The sequence below is a fragment of the Rhizobium sp. M10 genome (assembly GCF_002531955.1).
Lineage (GTDB): Bacteria > Pseudomonadota > Alphaproteobacteria > Rhizobiales > Rhizobiaceae > Rhizobium > Rhizobium etli_C.
This window is the reverse complement of record NZ_NWTA01000002.1, coordinates 399470-424812: the sequence shown is the minus strand read 5'-3', so window position 1 is coordinate 424812 and position 25343 is coordinate 399470. Positions and strand designations below refer to the sequence as shown.

Below are 25343 nucleotides of genomic sequence, written 5' to 3'. Positions count from 1 at the left end.
CGCCATGTCGCCTTGATCGGCATCACGGCGGGAAAGCGCATAATGAGCAAAATATTCATGTCGGCCCTCCCTGCTGGCGATTGAAGACGGTGCATGGATAACGCGAAAATCGCGAAATTTCCAGCCCCATAATGGCGTAAATTGAACGTTTCCGGGCCAAAATGCGCCCTGTTGCGGCAAAATGCCGGTTGCTTTAGGTGTCTCGCATCCCGACGAAACAAACGGCGCATGATGACCGACCTCAGACTGGCACTCTACCAGCCGGATATTCCCGGCAATACCGGCACGATCCTGCGTCTTGCCGCCTGCCTCGGCTTCGCGGTCGATCTGATAGAACCCGCCGGCTTCGACGTTTCCGATCGCAACCTGAAAAGATCGGGAATGGATTATATCGCCGCCGCCGCGCTGACCCGCCATGTCAGTTGGGATCGCTTCGAAGCGTGGCGCGCCACGACCGGCCGCCGCCTGATCCTCGCTTCAACCAAGGCGGCGGATCGCTACACCGACTTCACCTTCCGTTCAGACGATATTCTGCTTCTCGGCCGGGAAAGCGCCGGCGTCCCGGACCATGTGCATGAAAGGGCCGATGCCCGTATCCTGATCCCGATGGTCGAAGGCCAGCGCTCGATCAACGTCGCCGTCTCGGCCGCGATGATCGTCGGCGAAGCGATGCGCCAGACCGTCTGGGCTTGAGCGACAGCGGCCTTCGCGGAATGGCCGAAGCCCCGGAATGTGTCGGAAATTGACATTGCCAATCCGCCAGATTGGCCTATATTTATTAGCCGGGCAATCAAAAATGTCGCATGACGGCTGCGATTTCAATAGCTTGGAGAGGCATCACTCGGGCCTGGGTCTCGCCAACAGATGAAGGAAGAATAAAAACAAGAAAATGGATTCCACGGTCATCATGATCAACCTGTTCGGCGCCGTCGCTTTGCTGCTGTTCGGCCTCGCGCAGGTCAAGGACGGCGTATCCAGGGCCTTCGGCGCCCGGCTCAGAACGGGACTTGCGACCGGCACGCGCGGCGGCTTTCGGTCCTTCGTGTCAGGCCTGGTCGCGACCGTCGCTCTGCAGAGCTCCACGGCAACGGCGTTGATGACCGCCTCCTTCGTCGAGCGTGATCTGATCAGGCCGCGCATGGCGCAGATCGTCCTGCTCGGCGCCAATGTCGGCACCGCCATCACTGCCTGGATCGTCGCCACGGGGATTGAATGGCTCTCCCCGCTTCTAATCCTGACCGGCATTGCGCTCTACCGCGGCCGCTCCAGCGCCCGTCAGGGCGGTGGCGCAGCGCTGATTGGCATTGGGCTGATGCTGCTGTCCCTGCATCTCCTCGGCCTTGCAACGGAACCGATGCGGACCTCACCCGCCCTTGCCGCATTCATCGGCCTGCTGAACGGCGCCCTGCCCGTAGCGCTGCTGTTTTCGGCCGCCCTTGCCTTCCTTTCCTCGTCAAGCCTGGCCGTCGTGGTACTCATCCTGTCGCTCGCCTCGGCCGGGCTTATCTCTGCCGAACTCGTCATCGTGCTGGTGCTCGGCGCCAATCTCGGCGGCGCAATCCCGCCTGTCGTAGCGACATTGGGCGGCCCGGCTTCAGCGCGGCGTGTGACAATTGGCAATCTGACCGTCCGGACACTCGGCTGCCTGATCGCCTTGCCACTGGCCGGCTATGGCGCCGACCTCATCCAGATGTTGCCCTTCGGCCCGGCCAAGCTGCCGGTCGACGCACATCTGGCCTTCAATCTTCTGCTGGCCGCGCTGGCCTGGCCTTTCTCCCGGCCGCTCGCCACCCTGATGGCCCGGCTGGTGCCGGATCAGCCGGAACCCGATGGCGCCCCGAAATATCTGGACGCGCAGGAACTTTCGACGCCCATCATCGCCCTTGCCAGCGCCACCCGTGAGGTGCTGGGGATCGGCGACCTGATCGAGCGCATGCTCATCCGAGTGTCGGAAGCCCTGGAGCACAACGATGCCTCAAAGCTCGCCGAAATCGACGCCCTCGAGGAGCGCGTCGACCGGCTTCAGCAGGCGGTAAAGGTTTATCTCTCCAAGCTCGGCCGCGAAGGCCTCAGCGACGAAAACGCCCGGCGCTCGATCGTCGTCATCGATTATGCGATCAATCTCGAACATATGGGCGACATCATCGAGAAGGGCCTGGCGGAACAGGTGGCGAAGAAGATTTCGCTCGGCCTGAAATTTTCCGAGGACGGCCATCAGGAATTAACGAAGCTGTTCGACCTGACGATCGACAATCTGCGTGTCGCCCAGACCATCTTCGTCACCCGCGATTTCAATCTCGCGCGTCGGATGATGGAGACGAAGGTCGAGGTGCGCCGGATGGAAAAGCAGTCGGCTGAACATCATCTCGAACGCCTGCGCGACGGTCGCGCCGACAGTCTGCAGACGAGCTCGCTGCATCTCGACATGCTGCGCGATCTGAAGCGGATCAACGCCCATATCGTCTCGGTGGCGCATCCGATCATGGATGAAAGCGGATTGCTGATCGAAAGCCGCGTGCGGCCGGCGGCGGAGTGAGGGTCAATCGGCCGAAGGCAGGCGGCGCATGGTGAATTCGATCCGGTCGCCATCGAGCTGGCGCCAGCTCTCCACCTCGGTCCAGTAGGCCGCTTTCGGATATTCGTCGAACCATTCGCGCGCCTTGGCGCGCGCGTCGATCAAGCCGAGGCAATATGTCTGACGCACGAAATGGTCTCTCTTGGCGGTCGGATTTTCCGCCCGGTGTTTCGCCATTCTGCGCTTCAGACCGTCGAAGGACGGAGGTCCTGGAATTTTTGCCATCAAACCTACCTCTTCGGAAAAGGTAGTATCGAAATACTTGATTTGCGAGTCGAATCTTGGCCGCCCATCTCCGCGCCGGCCGGCTTGGCGAGATGCGGCGCCACCTGCTAAACCGGAGGCGCAATCAAGAATGAGCGAGTCGTTTCCCTAGCGGAGGCCGACCGCTGGAGGCGTAAATGGAAAGACCCGAACTGCCGATCGGCTTGCCTGACGATATCGAGGAGAAGAAGGAGGCCGCCCGCAAGTGGTTCGAAGGGCTGCGCGATACCATCTGTGCCTCCTTCGAGGCGCTTGAAGACGCGTTGGAAGGCCCGCTCTCCGATCAGGAGCCCGGCCGCTTCGTCGCCAAGGATTGGTCGCGCGAAAACGGCGCCGGCGGCGGTGGCCGGATGTCGATGATGGAAGGCCGCGTCTTCGAGAAGGTCGGCGTGCATACCTCCACGGTCTACGGCGAATTCTCGCCGGAATTCCGGGCACAGATACCCGGCGCCAAGGACGATCCGCGCTTCTGGGCCTCCGGCATCTCGCTGATCGCCCATCCCGTCAATCCCAACGTTCCGGCGGTGCATATGAACACCCGCATGGTGGTCACCACCAGCCGCTGGTTCGGCGGCGGCGCCGATCTGACGCCGGTGCTGTCGCGCCGCCGCACCCAGGAAGACGAGGACAGCCAGCTGTTCCACAAGGCCATGGAGATCGCCTGCCGCAATCATGCCGTTGCCGACTACGATGCCTACAAGGCCTGGTGCGACGACTATTTCTTTCTGAAGCATCGCAACGAGCCGCGCGGCATCGGCGGCATCTTCTACGACTGGCTGCATTCGAGCGAGGAGTCCGGCGGCTGGGACGCCGATTTCGCCTTCACCCGCGATGTCGGCCGGGCCTTCGCCATGGTCTATCCGAAGATCGTCCGTTCCAACTTCAACAAGCTGTGGACGGAAGCAGATCGTGACGAACAATTGATCCGCCGCGGCCGATACGTGGAATTCAATCTGCTGTATGATCGCGGCACGATCTTCGGCCTGAAAACCGGCGGCAACGTCGAATCCATTCTCTCCTCGCTGCCGCCCGTCGTACGCTGGCCGTGAGACTGTGAGATCTCATCGATAAATTCGAGCCGAGGGTCCTTCATAAAAATACAGTGAGTCCTAACTTTATATGTACGTGCGTAACAATCGGAGGAGGATTGTCATGACGACACAAAGCGGCTCGCCTGCGTCCACGGATGTCCAGGAAACATTCCGTGCAGTCGACACGCCCGAGTTCCTGATACGCATCGCCGAGAAACTGCGGGCCAAGAGCGGCTCGGATCTGCCGTTGTCCTGCTTCATCGAGCAGGTCAAGCTACAGCTGGCCGGCGGAAAGTCGCCGGAAGAGCTGCAGAACGACGCCGCCAACAGCAACACGCCCAGCCATCTCTCGGATACCTACAAAGCCTGGGCCATGCCCGACTGAAAGACCTTCTCCGGTCGTCACCCTATGCCGGCCGGAACCTTCCCTTCCCACGCACATTTCATCAATCGCGTGCAAACGCGATGGCCGTTGTGTTTCAGACAGAGGAGAAGATCATGCGACTTTTCGAATGCGGCACGCTTGTTCCCGGCTGCGCCTGGCATACCCGGGCGGATAATGACGCGGAAGTGGTCCGTCGCGCCGTCGAGCACCTGAAGACCGCTCACGGCGAAACCACCATACGCGAAAACATGGTTGACAACATCAAGGCCCGCATCCGCGACGAGGCGACCGCCGCCTGACGGGCCGGTGGCCAAGTCCTGGTACCAACCACGATAGTTGCGCCGCGTCCCCCGGACGCGACGCGGTATACCTATTGCACAAGTTGCTGCAGCCGGGCGAGCAACGCTGCTCTGTCGGAAGCGAAGTTCTCCTCCACCCACTGGTTTTCCAGCACCGCAAGCAGTTCGCCGACACGCGGGCCGGATGGGGTGCCGGCTGCGATCACGTCTGCGCCATTCACGGGAAACTGCGGCTTCTTCCACGTCATGGCCTGATCCAGGAGCTTGCCGAGCCGCGCCGAGCGCGCCATTTCGTCGAGATCGCTCTCGGCCTTCCCCCGTGCGACGCCGAGCGCCAGCTTCAGGCGCGTCGTGATGCCGTCCGCGCCATTGCGGTAAAGCAGCCTTTCGAAGGCGGCTGACGTCAATTCGTCGTTGACCGGTGCCGTTATCGCCCAGGCCTTGAGAGTCGCAGCTTCCGCATTCGAGAGCTTCAGCCGAGCCGCAAGCGCTTCCAGCCGCGCCGCATCGGGCGGCACGATCGCCGCAAGCCGCAGCAGTGGGTCGGGCGCCCAGCCGAGCGCCTTTTCGGTGGCGACCAGCGAAGGGATCGCATCGATCCCCCATCGTTCCGATTCCGGCAGGATCTCCGTCAGCACCGCCACCTGCCGCATCCAGAGCAGCGCCCGGCCGGGATCGTCGGCGCCAAGCAGTTTTCTGAGCTCCGACCAGACGCGTTCGGCCGACAGCGTCTTCAGCTTCGAACGCGCCGCCGCACAGGCCTTCAGCCCTTCGGCATCCGGGCGCCCCGAACCGTAATAGGCAAAGAAACGGAAGAACCGCAGGATCCGCAGATGGTCCTCGGCAATACGCGTTGCCGCGTCGCCGATGAAGCGGATGTTGCGCGTCTCGATGTCTGCCAGCCCGCCGACGAGATCGACCACCTCGCCCTCCGCATCCGCATAGAGCGCATTGATCGTCAGGTCCCGCCGCTCGGCATCTGCCTTCCAGTCGGTGCTGAAGGCGACCTTGGCGCGGCGCCCATCGGTCTCGACGTCGGTGCGCAGCGTCGTCACCTCGAATGGCTTGCCGTCGATGACGAGCGTCACCGTGCCATGTTGCAGGCCCGTCGGCACCGCCTTGATGCCAGCCGCCGCCGCCCGCTCCATCACCGCCTCCGGTCTCAGCGTCGTGGCAATGTCGATATCGCTGACCGGCAGGCCCATCAGGCTGTTGCGCACAGCGCCGCCGACCACCCGCGCTTCCCCGCCCTCGGCCCCACCATTGCCCCCATGATCGGCATTCAGAAGTGCGAGGATCCGGACGAGCGCCGGGTCGCGAAACCATGCTTGGTCGGCAATGCCGGTCATGCATAAAGCCTTTCGTAAAGGGTGCGGACGATGCCCGCGGTAATGCCCCAGATCATCCTGGTTTCATAGGGCATGCGGTAGAAATGCCGGTCGATGCCGTCGATGACCCGCTTGTCGCGGCTGTGATTGGCCGGGTTCATCAGGAAGGAAAGCGGCACTTCGAACACATCGTCTACCTCCGCCGGGTTCAGCGTCAAATCGAAGCCCGGCGTCACGACGCCGAGCACCGGCGTGATGCGGAAGCCCGTCGAGGCGAAATAGTTCGGCAGTCGCCCGACGGTCTCGACGAAGGAGCCGGCAAGGCCGATCTCCTCTTCCGTCTCGCGCACCGCCGCCATTTCGGGCGAGATATCGGCGGGATCGATCGAGCCGCCGGGAAAGGCGATCTGTCCGGAATGTTTGCGCAGCGTCGCCGTGCGCTTGGTGAAGATCACCTGCGCCTCCTCGCCGCCGTCGACGACGGGCACGAGCACGGCGGCATCGCGCAGCTTGAAGGTCTCGACCTCGGCGACGATGTCGGGGTTGAGGACATGGTCGCCGTGATCGCGCCAGGCATGGTCGACCGGACCACCATTCTGATTGAGCGCACGGCGGCGGAATTCAGCTGCTGAGAACAGCGGATAACGTTGGGTGATCGCATCATTCATCGGGAAAGCGCATCCAGTTCGTCGGCCGGCATGACCGGGAAGACCTCGCCGGCGGAGCGGATCGCAAACATCGCCCGCCCCTCCACATCGAGGATCTCGCCGAGTGCGACCAGTTCATACATCACCGCACGCGACACCAGCGCCTCCAGCCGCCCGCGCACATGCAGATAGGGTTTCAGTTCGGCATTGCCGCCCGCAATGGCAAAGCGCAGCCGATGCTCTCCTCCCGCCTCCACGACATCGCCGACATTGGTGCGAAATGTCAGCACCTGTTGACCTTTGCCGCCCGTCACGCTCACCTCCACGGCGATGAACGGAGCGTCCGCGACCCTGATCCCGACCTTTTCCACAGGAGTTACGAGATAGGTCTTCTCATCCTCATCCTTGCGCAAAACCGTCGAAAACAGCCGCACCAGGGCCGGCCGGCCGATCGGCGTGCCCATGTAGAACCAGGTGCCGTCGGCCCTGATCTCCATGTCGATATCGCCGCAGAAAGGCGGATTCCACCGCTCGACCGGCGGAAGTCCACGTTTTTTACCGCTGCTTTCCTCGGACGCGCGCGAAATCAGCGCGGCAAGTCCCGCCGCATCCGCCTGTCCGCTGATTTCCTCGGTTGCCATTCTTCCGTCCCGGTTTGTCCTTAACAAAGTGAAGTCACGAGATAGTCATTCGCAACGAACTTGTCAGCCCGTCGCATCTCCATAACTCTATCGAGTATGAGGCAGATGTATAAGTCCGCCGATTCGCTGCCGAATGATTTCAGCCGTTGGAGATGCCCATGGGTATGATGAAGACCGAAGCCAGCCTCGATGAAAAGGCGATCGTCGCCGCCGCCGAGAAGGCGCTCTCCGATATCGCCGCCATCCGCATAGAAGTCTCGAAGGTGATCTTCGGTCAGGAAAGCGTCGTCGAGAACACCATTCTCGCCGTGCTCTCCGGCGGTCATGCCCTACTCGTCGGCGTTCCCGGCCTTGCCAAGACCAGGCTGGTGACGACGCTCGGCGAAGTGCTCGGCCTTGCCGCCAACCGCATCCAGTTCACCCCCGACCTGATGCCTTCCGATATTCTCGGCTCCGAAGTCATGGACCAGGACGACAGCGGCCGCCGCTCCTTCCGTTTCGTCAAGGGCCCGGTCTTCGCCCAGCTCTTGATGGCCGACGAGATCAACCGCGCCTCGCCGCGTACCCAGTCGGCGCTCCTGCAAGCGATGCAGGAATATCATATCACGATTGCCGGCCAGCGCTATGACCTGCCGGCGCCCTTCCATGTGCTCGCCACCCAGAACCCGCTGGAGCAAGAAGGCACCTATCCCCTGCCCGAAGCCCAGCTCGACCGTTTCCTGCTGCAGGTCGACGTCAACTATCCCGAACTCGCCGCCGAGCGCCAGATCCTGCTCGAGACGACGGGCCTCGGCGAAACCCGGCCGGAGGCGATCATCGATGCGCAGCGGCTGATCGAAATCCAGACCCTGGTGCGCCAGATGCCGGTGAGCGAGACGGTCGTCGACGCCATCCTTGCGCTGGTACGCTCCGCCCGCCCCGGACAGGGCAATGCTTCGACCGACAAGAACGTCGCCTGGGGCCCAGGCCCTCGCGCCGGGCAGGCGATGATGCTCTGCGCGCGCGCCCGTGCGCTCTACCAAGGCCGTCTCGCCCCATCTCTCGACGATGTCTACGCGCTTGCCGAACCCATTCTCCAGCACCGCATGGCGCTGACGTTCGCCGCCCGCGCCGAAGGCATGTCCGTGCGCGACGTCATCGCCGGACTGGTGAAGCAGGCAAAGGGATAAGGAAGCCGGACGCGTGGCATCTATCGGACAGATCGTCAACCCGACGTCAGGCAGCGATGCCCTTTCCCGCGCCAGGCAGCGGGCCGCCCTGATGCCGGACTGCCTGGTGGAAGCCAAGCGCATCGCCAACACTGTCATCGCCGGCTGGCATGGCCGCCGCAAGCGCGGCATCGGCGAGAATTTCTGGCAGTTCCGTCCCTATGCCGAGGGTGAGAGCCTGTCGCGCATCGACTGGCGCCGTTCCGCGCGCGACGACCATACCTATGTGCGCGAGCGCGAATGGGAGGCAGCGCATACGATCTGGCTCTGGTGCGACATGTCGCCTTCGATGATGTACAAGTCGAGCTATGGCAGCGCCTCCAAGGAAAGCCGGGCGCTGGTCGTCATGCTGGCGCTGGCCGAAATCCTCTCCCGCTCCGGCGAACGCATCGGCTGCCCCGGCATCATGGAACCCGCCTCAACCCGCACTGCCGCAGAACGCCTCGCCTCCGCGCTCATGCACGCGCCGCTGACCGGCGGCCTGCCGGAAACGGGGATGATCCGCGGCTGGAGCGACCTCGTCCTCATCGGCGATTTCCTCGACGACGCGCCGGCGATCATGGAGCGGCTCGGCCCGCTTGCCCGCCGCGGCCTGCGCGGCCACGTGGTCGAGATATCAGACCCCGCCGAGGAAATCTTCCCTTATAGCGGCCGCACCGAATTCACCGATCCCGAGACCGGCGCCAAGCTGATCTCCGGTCGCGCCGAACATATCCGCGAGGTCTATCGCAACGCCTACCTCGCCCGCAGGGAGAGCCTCGGCCAGTCGCTGCGCCATCTCGGCTGGACCTTCACGACCCACCGCACCGATCATCTCGCCTCCGAAGCGCTGGTCGCGGTGCACATGTATCTGTCCGGCATGCCGGCCAAGGCGACGCATGGAGGGCAGCTGTGAACGCCCTTCCCTTCGCTTTCGCCTATCCCGCCATTCTCGGCGCCCTCATCGCCCTGCCGGTGATCTGGTGGCTGCTGCGACTGATGCCGCCACGCCCGAAGAGCGAGATCTTTCCGCCGCTGAAGATCCTCGCATCGGTGCTGAAGCGCGAAGAGACGCCGGCCCAGAGCCCCTGGTGGCTGACGCTGCTGCGCATGCTGCTCGCTGCCACCATCATCTTCGCGATCGCCGATCCGGTCTTCAATCCGCGCACCAGTTCGCTCGCATCGGGCGGCCCGCTCGTCCTCTTCGTCGACAACAGCTGGGCTGCCGCACCTGACTGGGAGCGCCGCATCCAGACCGCCGACGCGCTGATAGACGATGCCGAATCCGCCGGCATGCCCGTGTCGATCGCCTTTACCGCCGAGCCGACCAACGACGCCGTGCCCGGCACCGCCGCGGCCGCCCGCGACAAACTGCGCGCCGTCGAACCGCGGCCGCTGGTGCCGGACCGAGAGCGCGCCTTCCAGGCGCTGCGCTCCGCCCTGAACGGCATCAAGCCCGGCACCCTCGCCTTTCTGACCGACGGCGCCGCCGCCAAGGCCGACGACGCCACGGTACGTCAGCTGGCCGAACTCCAGCCCGCTGATCTGCGCCTGATCGAGGGTGAGGCCGCACGGACGATTGCGATCACCGCGGCCAACAACGCGGCTGATGCCATGACCGTCAAGGTCACGCGCCTCAACGCTTCGCATGCCGCATCCGTGGCGCTGAACGCCGTCGACAGCCAGGGCCGCTCGATCGCCAACGGCAGGGCGGACTTCCGCCCCGGGCAAAGCGTCGCGACCAGTTCGATCACCGCTCCTTTCGAGATGCGCAACGATTTCGCCCGCATCAGCGTCGACAACGGCGCGACAGCAGGCGCGGTCCATCTTCTCGACGACGCATTCAAGCGTCGCCGCGTCGTCCTGCTGTCGGGAGCCGGCGGGGATGAGTTCCAGCCGCTGCTGTCACCGCTTTATTATATCCAGCGGGCGCTGCAGCCCTATGCGGATCTGATCCAGCCCGGCGATTCCGATCTTTCGGTCGCCATACCGAAACTTCTCGCCAGCAATCCCTCCATCATCATCATGGCCGATATCGGCCGGCTGCCGGAGGACACCTACGAACCTCTGACGCGCTGGATATCGAATGGCGGTATGCTCTTGCGCTTCGCCGGCCCGCGCATGGCGGCAGCGCCGGCAGACGACCCTCTCATCCCCGTCATCCTGCGGCAGGGAGAACGGGCGCTGGGCGGCACATTGTCCTGGAGCGAACCGCAGTCGCTGGCCGAATTTCCGAATTTCGGGCCTTTCTCGGGCATAGCACGTCCTGCCGACGTCGTCGTCAAGCGGCAGGTGCTTGCCGAACCCACCCCCGATCTTGCCGAACGCACCTGGGCGAGCCTCGCCGACGGCACGCCGCTCGTGACGATGAAGCCGCTCTCATCCGGCCAGATCGTGCTGTTCCACGTCACCGCCGAAGCGACATGGTCGGATCTGCCGATTTCGGGCACCTTTGTCGACATGCTGCGCCATCTCCTCCAGATATCGCGCTCGGGCGGCGTGACGTCGGAGGTTCGCGGCAATACGCGTGTGGCCGAGACCCTGCCGCCATTCCGCATGCTGACGGCCAAGGGCACGCTCGTCTCCGAGACCGGTTCGGCGCGGCCGCTCACGTCAAAGGCCGGAACCGAGCCGACCGCGAATTTCGACAATCCGCCCGGGCTTTATGGTTCGGAAGATGGTTTCAACGCTTTGAACGTGCTGCCGGAGGACGCCGAACTGAAGCCGATCGACACGGCAGGGACGACAGCTGCGCGCGAAGGCTTGATCGGCGGCGAAAGCTGGTCGGCAAAACCGGCGCTCTTTCTCGCTGCCTTTCTGCTGCTATTGGCCGACAGCCTGATCGTCCTCTTCATGAACGGCGCCTTCTCGCGCTTGCGCCCCGCTGTCCGCACCATGAGCGTGATCGCGATAGCGCTCGGCGCCGGCTTCCTGCTGCAACCCGGCACGCTGCACGCCAACGACTCTCAGCCCGGCGACGACCTCGTCTTGCGGCGGCTCGACAACACCCACCTCGCCTATGTCGTCACCGGCGAACAGGAGGTGGACAATATATCCGAGCGCGGCCTCGAGGGCCTCACCCAGTTCCTGACCTTCCGCACGACGCTGGAGCCGGCACCGCCCGTTGGCCTCGACCTCACCAAGGACGAACTCGCCTTCTATCCGATCATCTACTGGCCGGTTTCGGCAACGGCGCCGATGCCGTCGACGGCGGCGATCAGCCGCATCGACGCCTATATGCGCAACGGCGGCACCGTGCTTTTCGATACGCGCGACCAGATCAGCGCTTTGGACAATGGCGGCAATGTCAGCGCCAACGGCCAGAGGCTGCAGGCGATCCTCGCCAATCTCGATATTCCGCCGCTCGAGCCGGTGCCATCCGATCACGTGCTGACGAAATCCTTCTACCTTCTGTCGAGCTTTCCCGGCCGTTATGCCGGCAGCCCGCTCTGGATCGAGGCCCGGCAGGGCGGCGGCCGTGAAACGGCGGAAAAATCGGCGGCGACGGCCGACGGCGTTTCGCCGATCCTGATCACCGGCAATGATTTCGCCGGCGCCTGGGCGGTCGACGACAACGGGGTGCCGATTCTGCCGACCGTGCCCTCCGACGAAGGTCAGCGCGAATATGCCTATCGTTCCGGCGTCAACATCATGATGTATATGCTGACCGGCAACTACAAGACCGACCAGGTTCATGTTCCCGACCTCCTTGAACGGTTAGGACAATGAGATGACCTTTGACTTTTCACCTTTTCTGCCTTGGCCGGTTCTGGCCGCGCTGGCCGCCGTCGGAGCGGTCATCGCCGCCTTCGCGATCTGGCGCGGCATCCGCGGCGCCTGGATCAGGACGCTGGCGGCACTCGCCCTGCTGACTGCGCTCGCCAATCCCGTGCTGCTGCAGGAGGACCGGGATCAGCTGTCGACGATCGTCCCCGTTCTCGTCGACCGGAGCCAGAGCCAGCAGACGCCCGACCGGGTCAAGATGACCGACGATGCGCTGGCGGCCCTGAAGGGCCAGCTCGCCCGTTTTCCGCAGATAGAGCCGCGCTTCATCGATGTCGAAGGCGACGTCAATTCCGACGTGCCGTCGACGCGCCTGTTCGACGCGATGGCGGCCAACATCGCCGATGTCCCGCCGTCGCGCATCGGCGGCGCCATCATGCTGACCGACGGCGAAGTCCATGATGTTCCGGCCGCCAATCAGGCGCTCGGGTTCGATGCGCCGATCCATGGCCTCATCACCGGCAAGGCCAACGAATTCGATCGCCGCATCGAAGTCGTCAAGGGGCCGCGCTTCGGCATCGTCAACGAGGAGCAGCAGGTCGTCCTGCGCGTCTTCGACGACGGCCCGAGTCCCGGCGGCACAGCCGACGTCACGGTGAAGATCAACGGTGATGAAATCGCCACCCTGCAGGCGACACCCGGCCGGGATACGCCTTTCTCCTTCAAGGTGCCGGGGGGCGGCAGCAACGTGCTCGAATTCTCGGTCGCGGCACTTCCCGGCGAAGTCACCACGGCCAATAACCGCGCCGTCCACGTCATCGACGGCATCCGCCAGAATCTGCGCGTGCTGCTTGTCTCCGGCGAGCCGCATGCCGGCGAACGCGCCTGGCGGAACCTCTTGAAATCCGACGCCTCGGTCGATCTCGTCCACTTCACCATTCTGCGCCCGCCGGAAAAGCAGGATGGCACGCCGATCAACGAGCTGTCGCTGATCGCTTTCCCGACACGTGAGCTGTTCATCGACAAGATCAAGGATTTCGACCTGATCATCTTCGACCGCTATCAGGACCGGGCGAATGTGCTGCCGATGCTCTACTACGACAACATCGCCCAATATGTGGAGAACGGCGGAGCGCTGCTGATCGCCGCCGGTCCGGAACATGCAAGCCCGGAATCGATTGCGATGACGCCGCTCGCCTCCGTGCTGCCGGCAGAGCCGACCGGCCGGATGATCGAGAAGGCCTTCTACCCCCGCCTCTCCGAGGAGGGCCGCAAGCATCCCGTTACGCGCGGCCTGGACGGCTCGAGCGAGGACCCGCCGCATTGGGGGCGCTGGTTCCGCAGCGTCGACGTCGAGCGGCCGCAGGGCGAGACGATCATGCTCGGCGCCGACAACCACCCGCTGCTGGTGCTGAACCGCGCCGGCCAGGGCCGCGTCGCCATGCTGCTCTCCGACCAGGGCTGGCTCTGGGCCCGCGGCTTCGAAGGCGGCGGTCCGAACGTTTCGCTCTATCGCCGCATCGCCCATTGGCTGATGAAGGAGCCGGCGCTCGAGGAAGAAGCGCTGACGGCGCGCGCCTCCGGCCGGACCCTTGAAATCACGCGCCAGACGATCGGCGACAATCCGGGCAACGCCACCGTGCGCTACCCCTCCGGCAAGACCGAAACCTTGCCGCTCACCCAATCCGAACCCGGCCTCTACAAGGCGGAGAAGCGGATGGACGAGATCGGCCTCTTCGAAGTCCGCAACGGCAAACTGTCGACCCTTGTCCATATCGGCGCTGTCGACGCGCCGGAATTCAAGGCGATGATCTCGACGACAAATGTGCTGAAACCTGTCGTCGACAGGAGCAAAGGCCTCGTGACCCGCGTCGCCAGTGAAAAGGGCGCGATCACCGTGCCGCCGATCCTGCCGGTGCGCGGCCAGGTCCGTGTCTCCGACAATGACCGCATGATGATCCGCATGACCAGCGAGACGGTTTTGAAGGGCATCAATACGCTGCCGCTCTTTGCCGGTTTTGCCGGCGTCGGCATATTGCTGCTCGCCTTCGGCGCCATGTGGTGGCGCGAGGGCAGGTAATTCTGCGCCTGGGTTATGAGGTCTTCGGCGAACTGGAGGATTTTCCGCAAGGCCGCACGCGCAGCTTCCTCCGGAAAAAACTATAAGTCATCCGTGCCAGGCAATTATGCCCTTCAGCCGTTCATGCACATTCTCGGCGATCGGAACGACGAGCACACGGCCGGGGTCGACCGGTCCCGGGAAGGTAAGCGCGTTATAGGCGACCTTCTCGAAACCGAGCGGGCCGTAATAGGGCGGATCGCCGACCAGGATGACGGCTTCCGAGCCTTTGCGCCGCGCCGCCTCCACCGCGATCCGCACCAGCTCCCGGCCGATGCCGATATTTTTGTGCGAGGGGCGAACCGCGAGAGGGCCGAGCAGATGGCCCTTCACCGTGCCGGCCATCACCGGCGTCATGCGTACCGAGGCGATCGTCTCGCCGTCGTCGGCGCAGATGAAGGAAAGCGAAAGATCATGCGGCCCCTGCTCGCGAATGCGTGCGGCCGCCCGCGTGAAGCGGCCGGGACCGAAGGCTTCTTCGTTGATGTGTTCGATGGCGGCGTCGTGGGACGCGTCTTCGGTGAGGTAGACGAGATCGTGCTTGTACATGATGACAGAAACCGGATGGACAGATTGATGGGTCTCGAACACGCCTTCGGCGTTCGGGAGCATCAGCGTCGTCGCGGGTTTCTGGAAATGAACATCACGCAGGGATCCTAAAATCGTGAAAAGGCCGATAGCAGGAAAAATTTCCGCCGTCCAACGCAAAATGCACACCACAGCGCCGCACGTCCTTTCGAACGCGCAAAGGACGCTGCAGCACTCTGAATGATGCAGCGCCTGAACGGCGTGACGCACTGTTCAACCTTTACCACCTGCAAAGCCCCGCTATCTCAGCTAACTTCGGCTCGGACATGCAATCAGGGAATGAAGATCATGGGAATGCTGGTGGACGGCGTCTGGAATGATGTCTGGTACGACATGAAGGAGAGCAAGGGCGAATTCAAGCGGCAGCCCTCGCAGTTCCGCAATTGGGTGACGGCAGACGGCGCAGCCGGCCCCACCGGCAGCGGCGGCTTTAAGGCCGAACCCGGCCGTTACCATCTCTACGTCTCGCTTGCCTGTCCCTGGGCGCACCGCACGCTGATCTTCCGCAAGCTGAAGAAGCTGGAGGAATTGATTTCGGTTTCCGTCGTCGATCCGCTGATGGTCGAGAACGGCTGGGAGTTCAAGATCGGCGACGGCGCCACCGGCGATCACCTCTTCGGCGCGGCGACACTCTGGCAGATCTACGTCAAGGCGGATCCACACTATTCCGGCCGCGTGACCGTGCCCGTCCTCTGGGACAAGAAGTCAGGCGCAATCGTCAACAACGAATCCGCCGAGATCATCCGCATGTTCAACAGCGCCTTTGACGGGCTAACCGGGTCGAAGGCAGATTTCTATCCGGAGGATCTGCGCGCCGACATCGATGCTCTGAACGCCACCGTCTACGACACCGTCAACAACGGCGTCTACAAGGCAGGCTTTGCCACAGCCCAGGCCGCCTATGACGAGAATGTCGGCAAGCTGTTCGAAACGCTCGACATGCTCGACGAACGCCTGGGCAAGGGCCGCTACCTTTTCGGAGACCGGCTGACCGAAGCGGATTGGCGCCTGTTCACCACGCTGGTGCGTTTCGACCCCGTCTATGTCGGCCATTTCAAGTGCAACATCCGCCGCATCGCCGATTACCGCAACCTTTCCGGTTACCTAAGAGATCTCTACCAGACGCCAGGCATTGCCGAGACGGTGAACCTCACGCACATCAAGCAGCACTATTACCGCAGCCACAAGACGATCAATCCGACCGGCATCGTTCCCGTCGGCCCGGCGCTCGATCTCGACAGCCCGCATGGACGTGCGACAGCGCCGCGTGTCTTTTCAGACGCGAGAACGCTGTAGGCCTTTAAATTGCTTGCAGCGGCCTAAAAAACTGTGCAGCCCTCACCAGCGATGGTCGGGCTGTTGTTCGCCGCGAAGTTCGGCAAGACGGCGGTGCGTCGCCTCGGTCGTGCCGGCGGGCAGGCTGTCGAGCGAAAAGAAGCCGCTGTCGGAAATCTCCCAGTCTGGCGGACGTGGTGCCGTCTGCTCGACGGTTACCCGATAGAACACCACATGGTCGCGCCGCGTGGTCGAGGTGTTGAAATAGACCTGGACCAGCTGCGGCTTGCCGATGATCCTGAGGTTGCCCTCCTCGCGCAACTCCTTGGCCAGCGCTTCCTCGACCGTCTCATTGCGTTCCAGCCCGCCGCCCGGCATATGCCAGCCGCCGACATAGCTGTGACGCACGAGAAAAATCCGCCCCTCCGCATCAAAGCAGGCGGCTCTGACACCCATCGTCATGCTCCGGGCGAAAGAGAAATAGACATGCAGAAGGCGCAGGGCCGCCCTGATATGAAGGGGCCGGTTTTCTTTATCCACCATCGCTCCGTTTCAGCTCTTCATCGCGCCGGATGTGTTTGATTTGTCAATAAGCTGGTCTATGTCTCGTAGCATGTTCAAGCTCGCGCATATCTCCGACGTCCATCTCGGGCCGTTGCCCCGTCTTTCCATCCAGGAGCTGTTTTCAAAACGCATAACGGGCTTTGTGAACTGGCATCGAAATCGGCGCAAGCACCTTTTCGGCAGCACGCTCGATCTGCTGCTCGATGACATCCGCGCCCATCAGGCCGATCATCTGGCCGTCACCGGCGATCTTGTCAATCTGGCGAGCGGCATCGAGATCCGCGCCGCCGCCGCCTGGCTGCGCGCGCTCGGCGATCCCGCCGATACATCGGTCGTTCCCGGCAATCACGACGCCTATGTGCCGGGCGCCTATGAGAAATCGATGCGCGCCTGGTACGACTACGTCCGTGGCGATCTCGCCCCGCCGCAATGGCAGGAAGACCGCCACATCTTTCCCTATCTGCGCGTCCGCGACAAGATCGCGATCGTCGGCTGCTCGACGGCGGTCGCCACCCCTCCCTTCGCGGCCTCCGGTTTCTTCGGCGCCCGTCAGGCCCGCGACACGGTGAACATGCTGCGCGCGGCCGGCGAAGCCGGTCTCTTTCGTGTCGTCATGATCCATCATCCGCCGATCCGCGGCGCCACGACCTTTTACAAGCGGATGATCGGCATCCGCCGCTTCGCCGCCGTAATTTCCACCGGCGGCGCCGAACTCGTATTGCACGGCCATACGCACCTGAATACCCTGCACTGGCTGCGCGGCCAGGTGCAACCGGTGCCTGTCGTCGGCATCGCATCGGCCTCGCAGGGACCGGGCAGCATCAAGCCGGCCGCAGCCTACAACCTCTTCTCCATCGACGGCTCTCCCGGTGCCTGGGAACTGAGTGGCGAGCGCTTCAGCCTGAACCGGGCCGGCGACGCGGTGATTCAGGAAAGCGTTGATATTTTCGCGCCTTAGCGACGTATCCGGACTCCTTTCATCCAGCACTTGAATCGATTTGCGAAGCCATCGGATCATCGTCGCAACATTTGCCATAGAGGTTTCGTACCCTCTTGGTATTTTCGGCGGTAAGCGTACAATCCGCGCAACTGCATCGCCTCAGAACGGAGCCCGCCCATGACCTTCTCCTTCCATCGCCTTGGCAGAATCTCGCTTGCCGCAGGCTTTGCCTTCGGCATCGCCACGGCCGCTTTCGCGGTCGGCGGCGGCAACGACGACACCAACCCGCCGCCGAAGACCGAGACGACCAAGACCTGCACCGGCGGCAAGGTCTGGGACAAGACCAGGAAGGAATGCGTCACCCCGAAGAAGAGCAGCTTCAACGACGACGACCTCTACAATTTCGCCCGCGAATTTGCCTATGCCGGCCAATATGAGAACGCCATCACCGTGCTCAATCTCGCCCGCAATCAAAACGACCCTCGCATCCTGAACTATCTCGGCTATGCCAACCGGAAAGCCGGCCGCATGGAGCTCGGCATGTCCTATTACCGCAAGGCGCTGCAGGCCGATGAGAACTACATTCTCGCCCGCTCCTATATGGGCATGGCGCTGGTCGAGCAGGGAGATATCCAGGGCGCCCGCGTCCAGCTCGTCGAAATCCGTGATCGCGGCGGCGAAGGCACCTGGGCCTACCGCGCTCTGCTGCAAAGCTTGAACGGCCACAGAACATATTGACGCAAGCTTTGCGGGCTAGATTATGAAAATTCCCTTGGAAAGGGGACTGGAAACGACCGGATGCTTGCGAAGTGGAGGAGAGTTGTTCCATAAAGCGCATGCATCACCGACGACAATAAGGCCGGATTCGCGTCCGATGGCGGAAGCTCCGTCCGCGAAACCACTGTGAGTGCTTCTGGATAGACAATGCGTCAGCCCGCAACGACCATCGACCTCCGCCGTGATCTCGTCGGCCTACTGCCTCGCCTTCGTCGCTTCGCGATCACGCTCGCGGGTGAGACGACTGCGGCCGACGAGCTGGTCCAGGCCGTCTGTCAGCGGGCGATCTCCAGGGGTCATCAGTGGAGCGGCGAAGGCCGGCTGGAAAGCTGGATGTATACGCTTGCCCGTCAGCAATGGGCCGACGACAGCCGCAAGCGCAAGCCGAAGGCGTCGGCCCGCGGCAATGTCACCGATATTCGTGAGGCCGCGCGCGAACGCTCGGCCGCGGTCGATCCCGACGCCATCCATCGCATGATCGCCGATATGCCGGACGGCGTTTCCTCGATCTTCCTGCTCGTCGACGTCGAAGGCCACAGCTACCAGCAGGCGGCCGACATCATGGGCATTCCGGCGGCGAGCGTCGCCTCGCAGCTCGCCACCGCAAGGCTGCATTTCGCCGAGCTTGCCGACACCCACCCGATCCACAGGTACTGAATTGCTCGATCTCAGGAAATTGTCGCTCGAAGCCCAGCTCACCGCCCTCCTCGATGGCGAAGTCTCGCCTGAACAGCGTCACGAATTGGAGCAGCGCCTGGCAAGTGATGAGAATGCGCGCCGGCTGCATGAAAAATTGCGCCACGGCGCCGATTTCGGACGCCGCCGCCTCGACGACGTCCTGAAGGAGCCGGTGCCGCTCGCCCTCGTCCGCTCGATCAAGAGCACGCAGCCGCCGAAGACGCCGATTGCCCAGCGCACCACGCGCCCGCAGGTGAAGCTGGCGCCGAGCGGCCCGCAGGCGCTGGCTGCCGCCCTCATCCTCTTCGTGCTCGGCTGCGGCCTCGGCTATTTCGTCGGCATCGGACCGGATGCCGACGAGGTCGCCACCACGAGCTCGTCGACGGCGCCGGCCAATACGAGCGACTGGCTGGGCGATGTCACCGCCTATCAGCGCCTGCTGATCCGTCAGCCCCGTCACCTCGTCGAAGTGCCGGCCTCACAGGCCGAGGAAATCTCCAGCTGGCTGACGACCGCGATCGGCGTGCCCTTCCGCGTGCCGGATCTGAGCGCCAAGGCCTGGACCTTCCAGGGCGCCCGCGTCATTCTCGGCGACAACCGCCCTGTCGGCCAGCTCGTCTATTCCAACACCGACGGCGACATCATCTCCATCTGCTTCCGCAAGGACGCGCAACCGCCGGAAACCGACGACTTCAAGGAGACGATCAGGGACGAGATCGGCCTCGTCACCTGGCACAATGCCGGCACCTCCTACGTGCTTGCCGGCCCCTCCTCCGAAGCGACACTCGGCCAGCTCGCCATGGAGATCGCCACGGCGATCTGACACATAAGATTGACGCGCTTTTACCGACGGTGATGCGCCGACGGAAAGGCAGCGGCAGGATGGAAAGTGGCCATCGGCACTGGCAGCCCCCTCATCCGCCTGCCGGCACCTTCTCCCCGAGGGGAGAAGAGACATGCGGCAATGTCTCGCTCCTGAAGCCTCTACAGTGGGAAGTCAGGGCAACAAGCTTGCTCTCCTCTTCACCCCTCGGGGAGAAGGTGCCCGCAGGGCGGATGAGCGGGCCGCCCGGCACGCCTTTCATTGCGTTTCGCCAGCGCCCAGCGAAGACTCAACGTAGCCGAGCTCCTCATCAGGCCGCGCCGCACCGATGCGATCGCGGCCTGAAGCCTATCTGATCAAGCCTTGCCGGCCTTCAGATCGAGCACGCGGTTGGCCGCCGAGACGATCGCTTCCAGCGATGCCGCGACGATGTTGGTATTGATGCCGGCGCCGAAGAGCTTGCCGCCGGGATAGGAGGTCTCGACGTAGGAGATCGCCGCCGCGTTCGAGCCGTGCTGCAGAGAATGCTCGGAATAATCCTCGACCGACATCTCGATGCCGAGATAATGCGACAGCGCGTTGATGAAGCCGTCGATCGGACCGTTGCCGCGCCCTTCGATGCGCTTGATCTCGCCATTGTCTGATATCTCGGCCGCCACGATCCGCTGACCCCTGCGCTCCGTATCGGGATAGGTGTGGTGATCGACGAATTTGAGACGCGCTTCGGGCTGCGTCACGTATCGCTCGATGAAGCGGTCGTAGATGCGCTTCGACGGAAGCTCCTTGCCCTCGACGTCGGTGATGCGCTGAATGTCCTCGCGGAACTCGACCTGCAGATTACGCGGCAGGTTGAGCCCATAATCCTGCTGCAGGATATAGGCGATGCCGCCCTTGCCGGACTGCGAGTTGATCCGGATGATCGCCTCGTAGGAGCGGCCGACATCGCGCGGATCGATCGGCAGGTAAGGCACTTCCCAGACAGGGTGGTTGGCGACCTGTGCCGCCTTCATGCCCTTGTTGATCGCATCCTGATGCGAACCGGAGAAGGCCGTATAGACCAGCTCGCCGACATAGGGGTGGCGCTCGCTGATCGCCATCTGGTTCGAATATTCGAACACCTCCTTGATGTGCTCGATGTTCGAGCAGTCGATGCCGGGATCGACGCCCTGCGTGAACATGTTCAGCGCCATGGTCACCACGTCGACATTGCCGGTGCGCTCGCCATTGCCGAACAGCGTGCCTTCGACGCGGTCGGCGCCCGCGAGCAACGCCAGCTCGGCAGCGGCAATGCCGGTGCCGCGGTCGTTGTGCGGATGCAGCGAGACGATCAGGTTCTCGCGGTTGTCGAGGTTGCGGCACATCCACTCGATCTGGTCGGCATAGACGTTCGGCGTCGCCATCTCGACGGTTGACGGCAGGTTGATGATGAGCTTGTTGTCGGGCGTCGGCTTCACCACCTCGATGACGGCGTTGCAGATCTCCAGCGCCACTTCGAGCTCGGTGCCGGTAAAGCTCTCCGGAGAATATTCGAAACGATAACCGCCGCCGGCCTTGGTAGCCATATCGGTGATCATCTTGGCGGCATCGACGGCAATCTGCTTGATGCCGTGGACGTCCTTGGCGAAGACGACGCGGCGCTGCAGCTCGCTGGTCGAGTTGTAGAAATGAACGATTGGCCGGTTTGCCCCTTCCAGCGCTTCGAAGGTGCGGGTGATCAGTTCGGGCCGGCACTGCACCAGCACCTGCAGCGAGACGTCGGCGGGGACATTGCCCTCCTCGACGCACCAGCGGGCGAAGTCGAAATCGGTCTGCGAGGCCGAGGGGAAACCGATCTCGATTTCCTTGAAGCCCATCTCCAGCAGCAGATGGAACATGCGCGCCTTGCGGTCGTGGCCCATCGGATCGACGAGCGCCTGGTTGCCGTCGCGCAGGTCGACCGAGCACCAGACCGGCGCCTTGGTGATGGTTTTCGTCGGCCAGGTGCGGTCAGGAATGCTTACCTGTGGATAGGGCCGGTATTTCATCGCGGCATCGGGCATGCCCTTGGCGCCTGCGGAGGATCGGCTGGTGGTGTTGTCCATTGTCTTGTCTCCTCGTCCCGGCATTCGTTCCGCCTCTTAGCCGATCGCATCGGGCTTGGCGATAAACAAATGCGGACCTTCGTCGGTCGTTACGTCAATTTTGAAAGTGAGTCGCGAGGAGCGATGCCGGGCGGGCTTTCGGCCGCCGGGCGCTCCTCAAAGGACCCGGCAACCGCGCGTAAGGCCGAGGAGAAGAAGCGAGGTCAGGGCGCGCGACACGTCACGCAAAGCGATGCGGCCGCTTGCAATGGTGTCGGAAATCTTGGCGCCAGAGGTCTTCATGGCCGTGCTTATAACCTTGAGTGGCAGAGCTGGCAAGACCTCGTCCCGGCTTTTGGTCGCTCCCGAACCGGGGTTGGTTTGTCCGGCAATGCGACGCCTTGCCTTATCCTGGCTAGGTTCGGTCTCTCCAGGCCTTCACCAGCTGTGACAGCGCGAGCATCAGCCCGCCCGCGACCAGGCCCCAGAAAGCGCCGGAAATGCCGCCGAAGGAAACGCCGGATGCCGTGACGAGAAAGGTGATCGCTGCCGCCTCGCGCGATTCCGGCGCCTGGAAGGCCGACATTGCCGAGGACGAGAAGGCGCCGACCAGCGCAAGCCCCGCCACCGCCTCGATCAGAACGGGAGGCGCCAGGGCGACGAAGGCCGTCACCGCGCCGGCAAGCAGCCCGAGGACGATGTAACCGACGCCGGCGATCAGCGATGCCCAATAGCGCCGTTTCGGATCGGCATGGGCATCCGGCCCGGCGCACATGGCCGCGGTGATTGCCGCCAGATTGACGGCGTGACCGCCGAACGGCGCCGACAGCAGCGAAAAGAAGCCGGTGACGGCGAAGAGCGGGCCGGGCTTCGGGTCGTAGTGGTTGACCTTCAGCACCGCGATACCGGGAATGTTCTGCGAAGCCATGGTGACGATGAAGAGCGGCAGCGCGATCGAGATGAAACCGGCAAGGTTGAACACCGGCCGGACGATTTCCGCCGCCGGCACCAGCGAGCGTTCGAGCGAACTGAGCGCACCATCGGGAATATCGACGCCGAAGGCCAGAACCAGCACGAAGGCTGCCAATGCCGCCGGCACCGCCCAGAGCCGCTTGAAGGCGCCGACGACGATCCAGGCAAGAACGATCGGCAGGCCGAACAGCGGATTGAAGCCGATTGCCTTTACCGGCGCAAAGCAGAGGCCGATCAGCACGCCGGAGAGCATCGCATTGGCGAGCGGCGCCGGAATGGCGGCGACCGCGCGGCCAAGCGGCTTGAACAGCCCGGCGATGACGATCAGCACTGCGCAAATCAGGAATGCCCCGACCGCCGCATCGAAGCCGCCCTCGATCGCCCCGGTGCTTGCCAGCAATGCGGCGCCGGGCGTCGACCAGGCGATGCTGATCGGCAATCGTGTCACGGCGCTGAGCACGATCGCGCAGACGCCCATGGAGATCGACAACGCCATCAGCCCGGAGGCCGCCTGTGCCTCCGTCGCGCCGACCGCCCGCAGCCCGTGGAGGACGACGGCAAAGGAGCTGGCGGAACCGACGAAGGCGGTCAGCAGCCCCATGAACAGGGCCTGGACGGAAAAATCTTTGAGCATGCCGGACTCGCGAGCTGCGGGAATGGCGCATGGAGCATGATGGCCGTCGTATACGCAAGCCCGGATTAGGCCCTTTCCGTCCAGCACCCGCATCTCATGCCGGCGAAATAGAAACGCCCTCGACTGCTGCTGCAGGCAAGGGCGTTTTGACGGCTTTGGCTGAGAAAACTCAGATATCGGCCTGTGACGTCACGATCCGCGAAACGAGGCCATAGTCCTTCGCCTCTTCGGCAGAAAGCCAGTAGTCGCGATCGGTATCCTTGGCGATCTTGTCGAGCGGCTGGCCGGTGGCCGCCGCCATGATCTTGTTCAGGCGCTCGTTCATCTTGATGATCTCGCGTGCCTGGATCTCGATGTCGGATGCCATGCCGCGCGTACCGCCCGAGGGTTGGTGCAGCAGAAAGCGCGTGTTCGGCAGGCAGATGCGCCGCTCCTTCGGAGCCGCGACATAGATCAGCGCGCCGGCCGAGGCGACCCATCCCGTGCCGATCATCCAGACCTTCGGCTTGATGAACTTGACCATATCATGGATGGAATCGCCGGATTCGACGTGGCCGCCGGGCGAATTGACATAGATGCGGATGTCCTCGTCGCTGGCTGCGGCAAGCGCCACGAGCTGCGAGCAGACCTTCTGCGCCAGTTCCTGATTGATCGGTCCATAGATGAAGATCGAACGCGACTTGAAAAGATTCGCCTCCGTTTCCTTGCCGAGCGGCAGTTCCTTCGTCTTGTCGTCCTGTTCTTCGTCGTTCATTCGAACCTCTCGGAGATGAATTCGGGTTCCTCGCACATAGTGCGACTCAATGCCTAAAACAATGCGGGAAAAACACAAGGCACCGAAGCGGTGGAGATATCCTTAAGAAGCCGCGCGCCGTTCCGCAAGCCTTACTGAAATGTAACGGTGAAAGGCTTTGAAAAGCCTGAATCGCTTCCTACCTCACCCCTCACGCGGCAATGCCGTACGAAATAACAGGAGACAAGACATGTCACCCGAAGAACGCCAATTGCTGACCGCCCTGTTCGACCGCGTGCGCACCGCCGCGGCCACGCCGCGCGACAGCGAGGCCGAGGCCCTGATCGACCAGGCGACGCAGCAACAGCCCTCCGCCACCTATTATCTGGCTCAGGCCGTGATCGTCCAGGAAAAGGGGTTGGAGGCGGCCGCCAACCATATCAAGGAACTCGAGGAACACGTCCGCCAGCTGGAAGCCGGCGCGAGCGAACACCGCCAGGCCGAACAGGGCGGCGGCTTCCTGAGCTCGATCTTCGGCAATACCCAGACGCAGCAGCCCGCTCCGGTTCCGTCCAGTCCGGCCAATCCCGGTCCTTGGGGCCAGCCCTCCCGCGCCTATGACGAATCCCGCAGCTACGACAGCAGCGCTCGCCAGATGCCGCAGCAGCCGACCGGCCCCTGGAGTCAGCAGGCCTATGCGCCATCGGCAGGCGGCAGCTTCCTGCGCGGCGCGCTCGGCACGGCAGCGGGCGTTGCCGGCGGCATGCTGCTTGCCAATTCGCTGAGCGGCATCTTCAGCAACCATATGTCCTCGCTCGGCTGGGGCTCGCCCTTCGGCGCCAATCCTTTCGGCAACGCCAACGCGCCCACCGAGGAAACCGTCATCAACAATTATTTCGGCAATGACGACACCCGCCAGGCTTCAGACAATGCTGCCGATAATAACGACGACGGCAATCTGCAGCAGGCCGATTACGACGATGGCGCCGATTACAGCGATGACTCGTCGGGCAACGACGTCACGGATGTGTGAGGCTTGGCGGTTGGAGACGGGCAGCGGTTGCCGCACCGTATCCCGGCCCTTCGCTTAAGCTCAGGGC

The 25343-nt window shown here is 63.3% G+C and carries 23 protein-coding genes and 2 pseudogenes; 16 read left to right on the top strand and 9 right to left on the bottom strand.

Going from position 1 to position 25343, the window contains the following annotated elements; genetic code table 11:
- Window positions 1-231: 231 nt before the first annotated feature.
- On the top strand, window positions 232-693 hold the full coding sequence (locus CO671_RS03800; protein ID WP_097605063.1) for a tRNA (cytidine(34)-2'-O)-methyltransferase: 462 nt from the start codon (window positions 232-234) through the stop codon (window positions 691-693).
- A gap of 196 nt (window positions 694-889) precedes the next feature.
- Complete coding sequence (locus tag CO671_RS03795) at window positions 890-2536, top strand: Na/Pi cotransporter family protein (protein ID WP_097604569.1); 1647 nt, start codon at window positions 890-892, stop codon at window positions 2534-2536.
- A gap of 3 nt (window positions 2537-2539) precedes the next feature.
- On the opposite strand, the gene CO671_RS03790 is transcribed toward CO671_RS03795, so the two are convergent.
- Window positions 2540-2800, bottom strand: coding sequence for a hypothetical protein (locus CO671_RS03790; protein WP_010029910.1), 261 nt, complete (start codon window positions 2798-2800; stop codon window positions 2540-2542).
- A gap of 176 nt (window positions 2801-2976) precedes the next feature.
- On the opposite strand from CO671_RS03790, the gene hemF reads away from it, so the two are divergent.
- The 3 genes from hemF to CO671_RS03775 all read left to right on the top strand — a co-directional run bounded on the left by hemF (window position 2977) and on the right by CO671_RS03775 (window position 4554).
- Complete coding sequence (gene hemF, locus CO671_RS03785; RefSeq protein WP_097604566.1) at window positions 2977-3888, top strand: oxygen-dependent coproporphyrinogen oxidase; 912 nt, start codon at window positions 2977-2979, stop codon at window positions 3886-3888.
- Window positions 3889-3991: 103 nt separating this feature from the next.
- A complete protein-coding gene (locus CO671_RS03780; RefSeq protein WP_097604564.1) occupies window positions 3992-4255 on the top strand; it encodes a hypothetical protein in 264 nt (87 codons plus the stop codon).
- Window positions 4256-4368: 113 nt separating this feature from the next.
- Complete coding sequence (locus CO671_RS03775) at window positions 4369-4554, top strand: DUF1059 domain-containing protein (RefSeq protein ID WP_010029983.1); 186 nt, start codon at window positions 4369-4371, stop codon at window positions 4552-4554.
- Window positions 4555-4625: 71 nt separating this feature from the next.
- Here CO671_RS03775 and CO671_RS03770 read toward each other — a convergent pair whose 3' ends face one another.
- The 3 genes from CO671_RS03770 to CO671_RS03760 are packed head-to-tail and all read right to left on the bottom strand — an operon-like array spanning window position 4626 to window position 7170.
- Entirely contained in the window at window positions 4626-5903 is a 1278-nt protein-coding gene (locus CO671_RS03770) for a CCA tRNA nucleotidyltransferase (protein WP_097604561.1), read from the bottom strand.
- The gene (locus CO671_RS03765) at window positions 5900-6550 is read right to left on the bottom strand and encodes a CoA pyrophosphatase (protein ID WP_010029294.1); all 651 of its coding nucleotides are present in this window, start codon (window positions 6548-6550) and stop codon (window positions 5900-5902) included. Before CO671_RS03765 ends, CO671_RS03770 begins: the two co-directional genes overlap by 4 nt.
- Window positions 6547-7170 carry a DUF1285 domain-containing protein gene (locus CO671_RS03760; RefSeq protein ID WP_010029293.1) on the bottom strand — a complete coding sequence of 208 codons (624 nt, stop codon included), beginning with the start codon at window positions 7168-7170 and terminating at the stop codon, window positions 6547-6549. Before CO671_RS03760 ends, CO671_RS03765 begins: the two co-directional genes overlap by 4 nt.
- 158 nt (window positions 7171-7328) lie before the next feature.
- Here CO671_RS03760 and CO671_RS03755 point away from each other — a divergent pair, with 158 nt between their 5' ends.
- The 5 genes and pseudogenes from CO671_RS03755 to CO671_RS34105 all read left to right on the top strand — a co-directional run.
- Window positions 7329-8339 carry a MoxR family ATPase gene (locus CO671_RS03755; RefSeq protein WP_097604558.1) on the top strand — a complete coding sequence of 337 codons (1011 nt, stop codon included), beginning with the start codon at window positions 7329-7331 and terminating at the stop codon, window positions 8337-8339.
- A 13-nt stretch (window positions 8340-8352) separates the two neighbouring features.
- Window positions 8353-9273 carry a DUF58 domain-containing protein gene (locus CO671_RS03750; protein WP_097604556.1) on the top strand — a complete coding sequence of 307 codons (921 nt, stop codon included), beginning with the start codon at window positions 8353-8355 and terminating at the stop codon, window positions 9271-9273.
- Window positions 9270-12086, top strand: coding sequence for a DUF4159 domain-containing protein (locus CO671_RS03745; RefSeq protein ID WP_097604553.1), 2817 nt, complete (start codon window positions 9270-9272; stop codon window positions 12084-12086). Before CO671_RS03750 ends, CO671_RS03745 begins: the two co-directional genes overlap by 4 nt.
- A gap of 1 nt (window position 12087) precedes the next feature.
- Entirely contained in the window at window positions 12088-14160 is a 2073-nt protein-coding gene (locus CO671_RS03740; protein WP_097604550.1) for a hypothetical protein, read from the top strand.
- A pseudogene (locus CO671_RS34105) lies at window positions 14154-14246 on the top strand (GNAT family N-acetyltransferase); the annotation flags it as partial. The gene CO671_RS03740 and the pseudogene CO671_RS34105, both read left to right, overlap by 7 nt.
- Before the next feature lies 1 nt (window position 14247).
- Here the strand turns inward: CO671_RS34105 and CO671_RS03730 are convergent.
- Window positions 14248-14811, bottom strand: a complete 564-nt coding sequence (locus CO671_RS03730) for an N-acetyltransferase (RefSeq protein WP_097605062.1) — start codon at window positions 14809-14811, stop codon at window positions 14248-14250.
- A gap of 264 nt (window positions 14812-15075) precedes the next feature.
- Here CO671_RS03730 and CO671_RS03725 point away from each other — a divergent pair, with 264 nt between their 5' ends.
- A complete protein-coding gene (locus CO671_RS03725; RefSeq protein WP_097605061.1) occupies window positions 15076-16083 on the top strand; it encodes a glutathione S-transferase family protein in 1008 nt (335 codons plus the stop codon).
- A 42-nt stretch (window positions 16084-16125) separates the two neighbouring features.
- On the opposite strand, the gene CO671_RS03720 is transcribed toward CO671_RS03725, so the two are convergent.
- Window positions 16126-16605, bottom strand: a complete 480-nt coding sequence (locus CO671_RS03720; protein ID WP_010030560.1) for an NUDIX domain-containing protein — start codon at window positions 16603-16605, stop codon at window positions 16126-16128.
- Window positions 16606-16675: 70 nt separating this feature from the next.
- Between CO671_RS03720 and CO671_RS03715 the strand changes: the two genes are divergently transcribed.
- The 4 genes from CO671_RS03715 (at window position 16676) to CO671_RS03700 (ending at window position 19844) form a co-directional block, all read left to right on the top strand.
- Window positions 16676-17584 (top strand): metallophosphoesterase, encoded by a 909-nt coding sequence (locus tag CO671_RS03715; protein ID WP_097604548.1) that lies wholly within the window; start codon window positions 16676-16678, stop codon window positions 17582-17584.
- Between the two features lie 159 nt (window positions 17585-17743).
- Window positions 17744-18304 carry a hypothetical protein gene (locus tag CO671_RS03710; protein WP_097604546.1) on the top strand — a complete coding sequence of 187 codons (561 nt, stop codon included), beginning with the start codon at window positions 17744-17746 and terminating at the stop codon, window positions 18302-18304.
- A gap of 186 nt (window positions 18305-18490) precedes the next feature.
- Entirely contained in the window at window positions 18491-19000 is a 510-nt protein-coding gene (locus CO671_RS03705; RefSeq protein WP_097578546.1) for an RNA polymerase sigma factor, read from the top strand.
- A gap of 1 nt (window position 19001) precedes the next feature.
- On the top strand, window positions 19002-19844 hold the full coding sequence (locus tag CO671_RS03700) for an anti-sigma factor (RefSeq protein ID WP_097604544.1): 843 nt from the start codon (window positions 19002-19004) through the stop codon (window positions 19842-19844).
- Window positions 19845-20200: 356 nt separating this feature from the next.
- Here CO671_RS03700 and leuA read toward each other — a convergent pair whose 3' ends face one another.
- From leuA to CO671_RS03685, 3 genes and pseudogenes are all read right to left on the bottom strand, one after another.
- Window positions 20201-21925 carry a 2-isopropylmalate synthase gene (leuA, locus tag CO671_RS03695; protein ID WP_097604541.1) on the bottom strand — a complete coding sequence of 575 codons (1725 nt, stop codon included), beginning with the start codon at window positions 21923-21925 and terminating at the stop codon, window positions 20201-20203.
- Between the two features lie 394 nt (window positions 21926-22319).
- A pseudogene (locus tag CO671_RS03690) lies at window positions 22320-23541 on the bottom strand (benzoate/H(+) symporter BenE family transporter).
- Between the two features lie 138 nt (window positions 23542-23679).
- A complete protein-coding gene (locus tag CO671_RS03685) occupies window positions 23680-24264 on the bottom strand; it encodes an ATP-dependent Clp protease proteolytic subunit (RefSeq protein WP_010029790.1) in 585 nt (194 codons plus the stop codon).
- Between the two features lie 229 nt (window positions 24265-24493).
- Between CO671_RS03685 and CO671_RS03680 the strand changes: the two genes are divergently transcribed.
- A complete protein-coding gene (locus CO671_RS03680; protein ID WP_097604535.1) occupies window positions 24494-25276 on the top strand; it encodes a DUF2076 domain-containing protein in 783 nt (260 codons plus the stop codon).
- Window positions 25277-25343 lie beyond the last annotated feature (67 nt).

Excerpts from the sequence above, each read along its gene's own strand:
- CO671_RS03715 (WP_097604548.1), top strand. The coding sequence starts at position 16,676 with ATGTTCAAGCTCGCGCATATCTCCGACGTCCATCTCGGGCCGTTGCCC.
- CO671_RS03790 (WP_010029910.1), bottom strand. The coding sequence starts at position 2,800 with ATGGCAAAAATTCCAGGACCTCCGTCCTTCGACGGTCTGAAGCGCAGA.
- CO671_RS03740 (WP_097604550.1), top strand. The coding sequence starts at position 12,088 with ATGACCTTTGACTTTTCACCTTTTCTGCCTTGGCCGGTTCTGGCCGCG.
- CO671_RS03680 (WP_097604535.1), top strand. The coding sequence starts at position 24,494 with ATGTCACCCGAAGAACGCCAATTGCTGACCGCCCTGTTCGACCGCGTG.
- CO671_RS03770 (WP_097604561.1), bottom strand. The coding sequence starts at position 5,903 with ATGACCGGCATTGCCGACCAAGCATGGTTTCGCGACCCGGCGCTCGTC.
- CO671_RS03730 (WP_097605062.1), bottom strand. The coding sequence starts at position 14,811 with ATGCTCCCGAACGCCGAAGGCGTGTTCGAGACCCATCAATCTGTCCAT.
- CO671_RS03705 (WP_097578546.1), top strand. The coding sequence starts at position 18,491 with ATGCGTCAGCCCGCAACGACCATCGACCTCCGCCGTGATCTCGTCGGC.
- leuA (WP_097604541.1), bottom strand. The coding sequence starts at position 21,925 with ATGGACAACACCACCAGCCGATCCTCCGCAGGCGCCAAGGGCATGCCC.
- CO671_RS03800 (WP_097605063.1), top strand. The coding sequence starts at position 232 with ATGACCGACCTCAGACTGGCACTCTACCAGCCGGATATTCCCGGCAAT.
- CO671_RS03720 (WP_010030560.1), bottom strand. The coding sequence starts at position 16,605 with ATGGTGGATAAAGAAAACCGGCCCCTTCATATCAGGGCGGCCCTGCGC.
- CO671_RS03710 (WP_097604546.1), top strand. The coding sequence starts at position 17,744 with ATGACCTTCTCCTTCCATCGCCTTGGCAGAATCTCGCTTGCCGCAGGC.
- CO671_RS03755 (WP_097604558.1), top strand. The coding sequence starts at position 7,329 with ATGGGTATGATGAAGACCGAAGCCAGCCTCGATGAAAAGGCGATCGTC.
- CO671_RS03685 (WP_010029790.1), bottom strand. The coding sequence starts at position 24,264 with ATGAACGACGAAGAACAGGACGACAAGACGAAGGAACTGCCGCTCGGC.
- CO671_RS03780 (WP_097604564.1), top strand. The coding sequence starts at position 3,992 with ATGACGACACAAAGCGGCTCGCCTGCGTCCACGGATGTCCAGGAAACA.
- CO671_RS03725 (WP_097605061.1), top strand. The coding sequence starts at position 15,076 with ATGGGAATGCTGGTGGACGGCGTCTGGAATGATGTCTGGTACGACATG.
- hemF (WP_097604566.1), top strand. The coding sequence starts at position 2,977 with ATGGAAAGACCCGAACTGCCGATCGGCTTGCCTGACGATATCGAGGAG.
- CO671_RS03795 (WP_097604569.1), top strand. The coding sequence starts at position 890 with ATGGATTCCACGGTCATCATGATCAACCTGTTCGGCGCCGTCGCTTTG.
- CO671_RS03765 (WP_010029294.1), bottom strand. The coding sequence starts at position 6,550 with ATGAATGATGCGATCACCCAACGTTATCCGCTGTTCTCAGCAGCTGAA.
- CO671_RS03760 (WP_010029293.1), bottom strand. The coding sequence starts at position 7,170 with ATGGCAACCGAGGAAATCAGCGGACAGGCGGATGCGGCGGGACTTGCC.
- CO671_RS03775 (WP_010029983.1), top strand. The coding sequence starts at position 4,369 with ATGCGACTTTTCGAATGCGGCACGCTTGTTCCCGGCTGCGCCTGGCAT.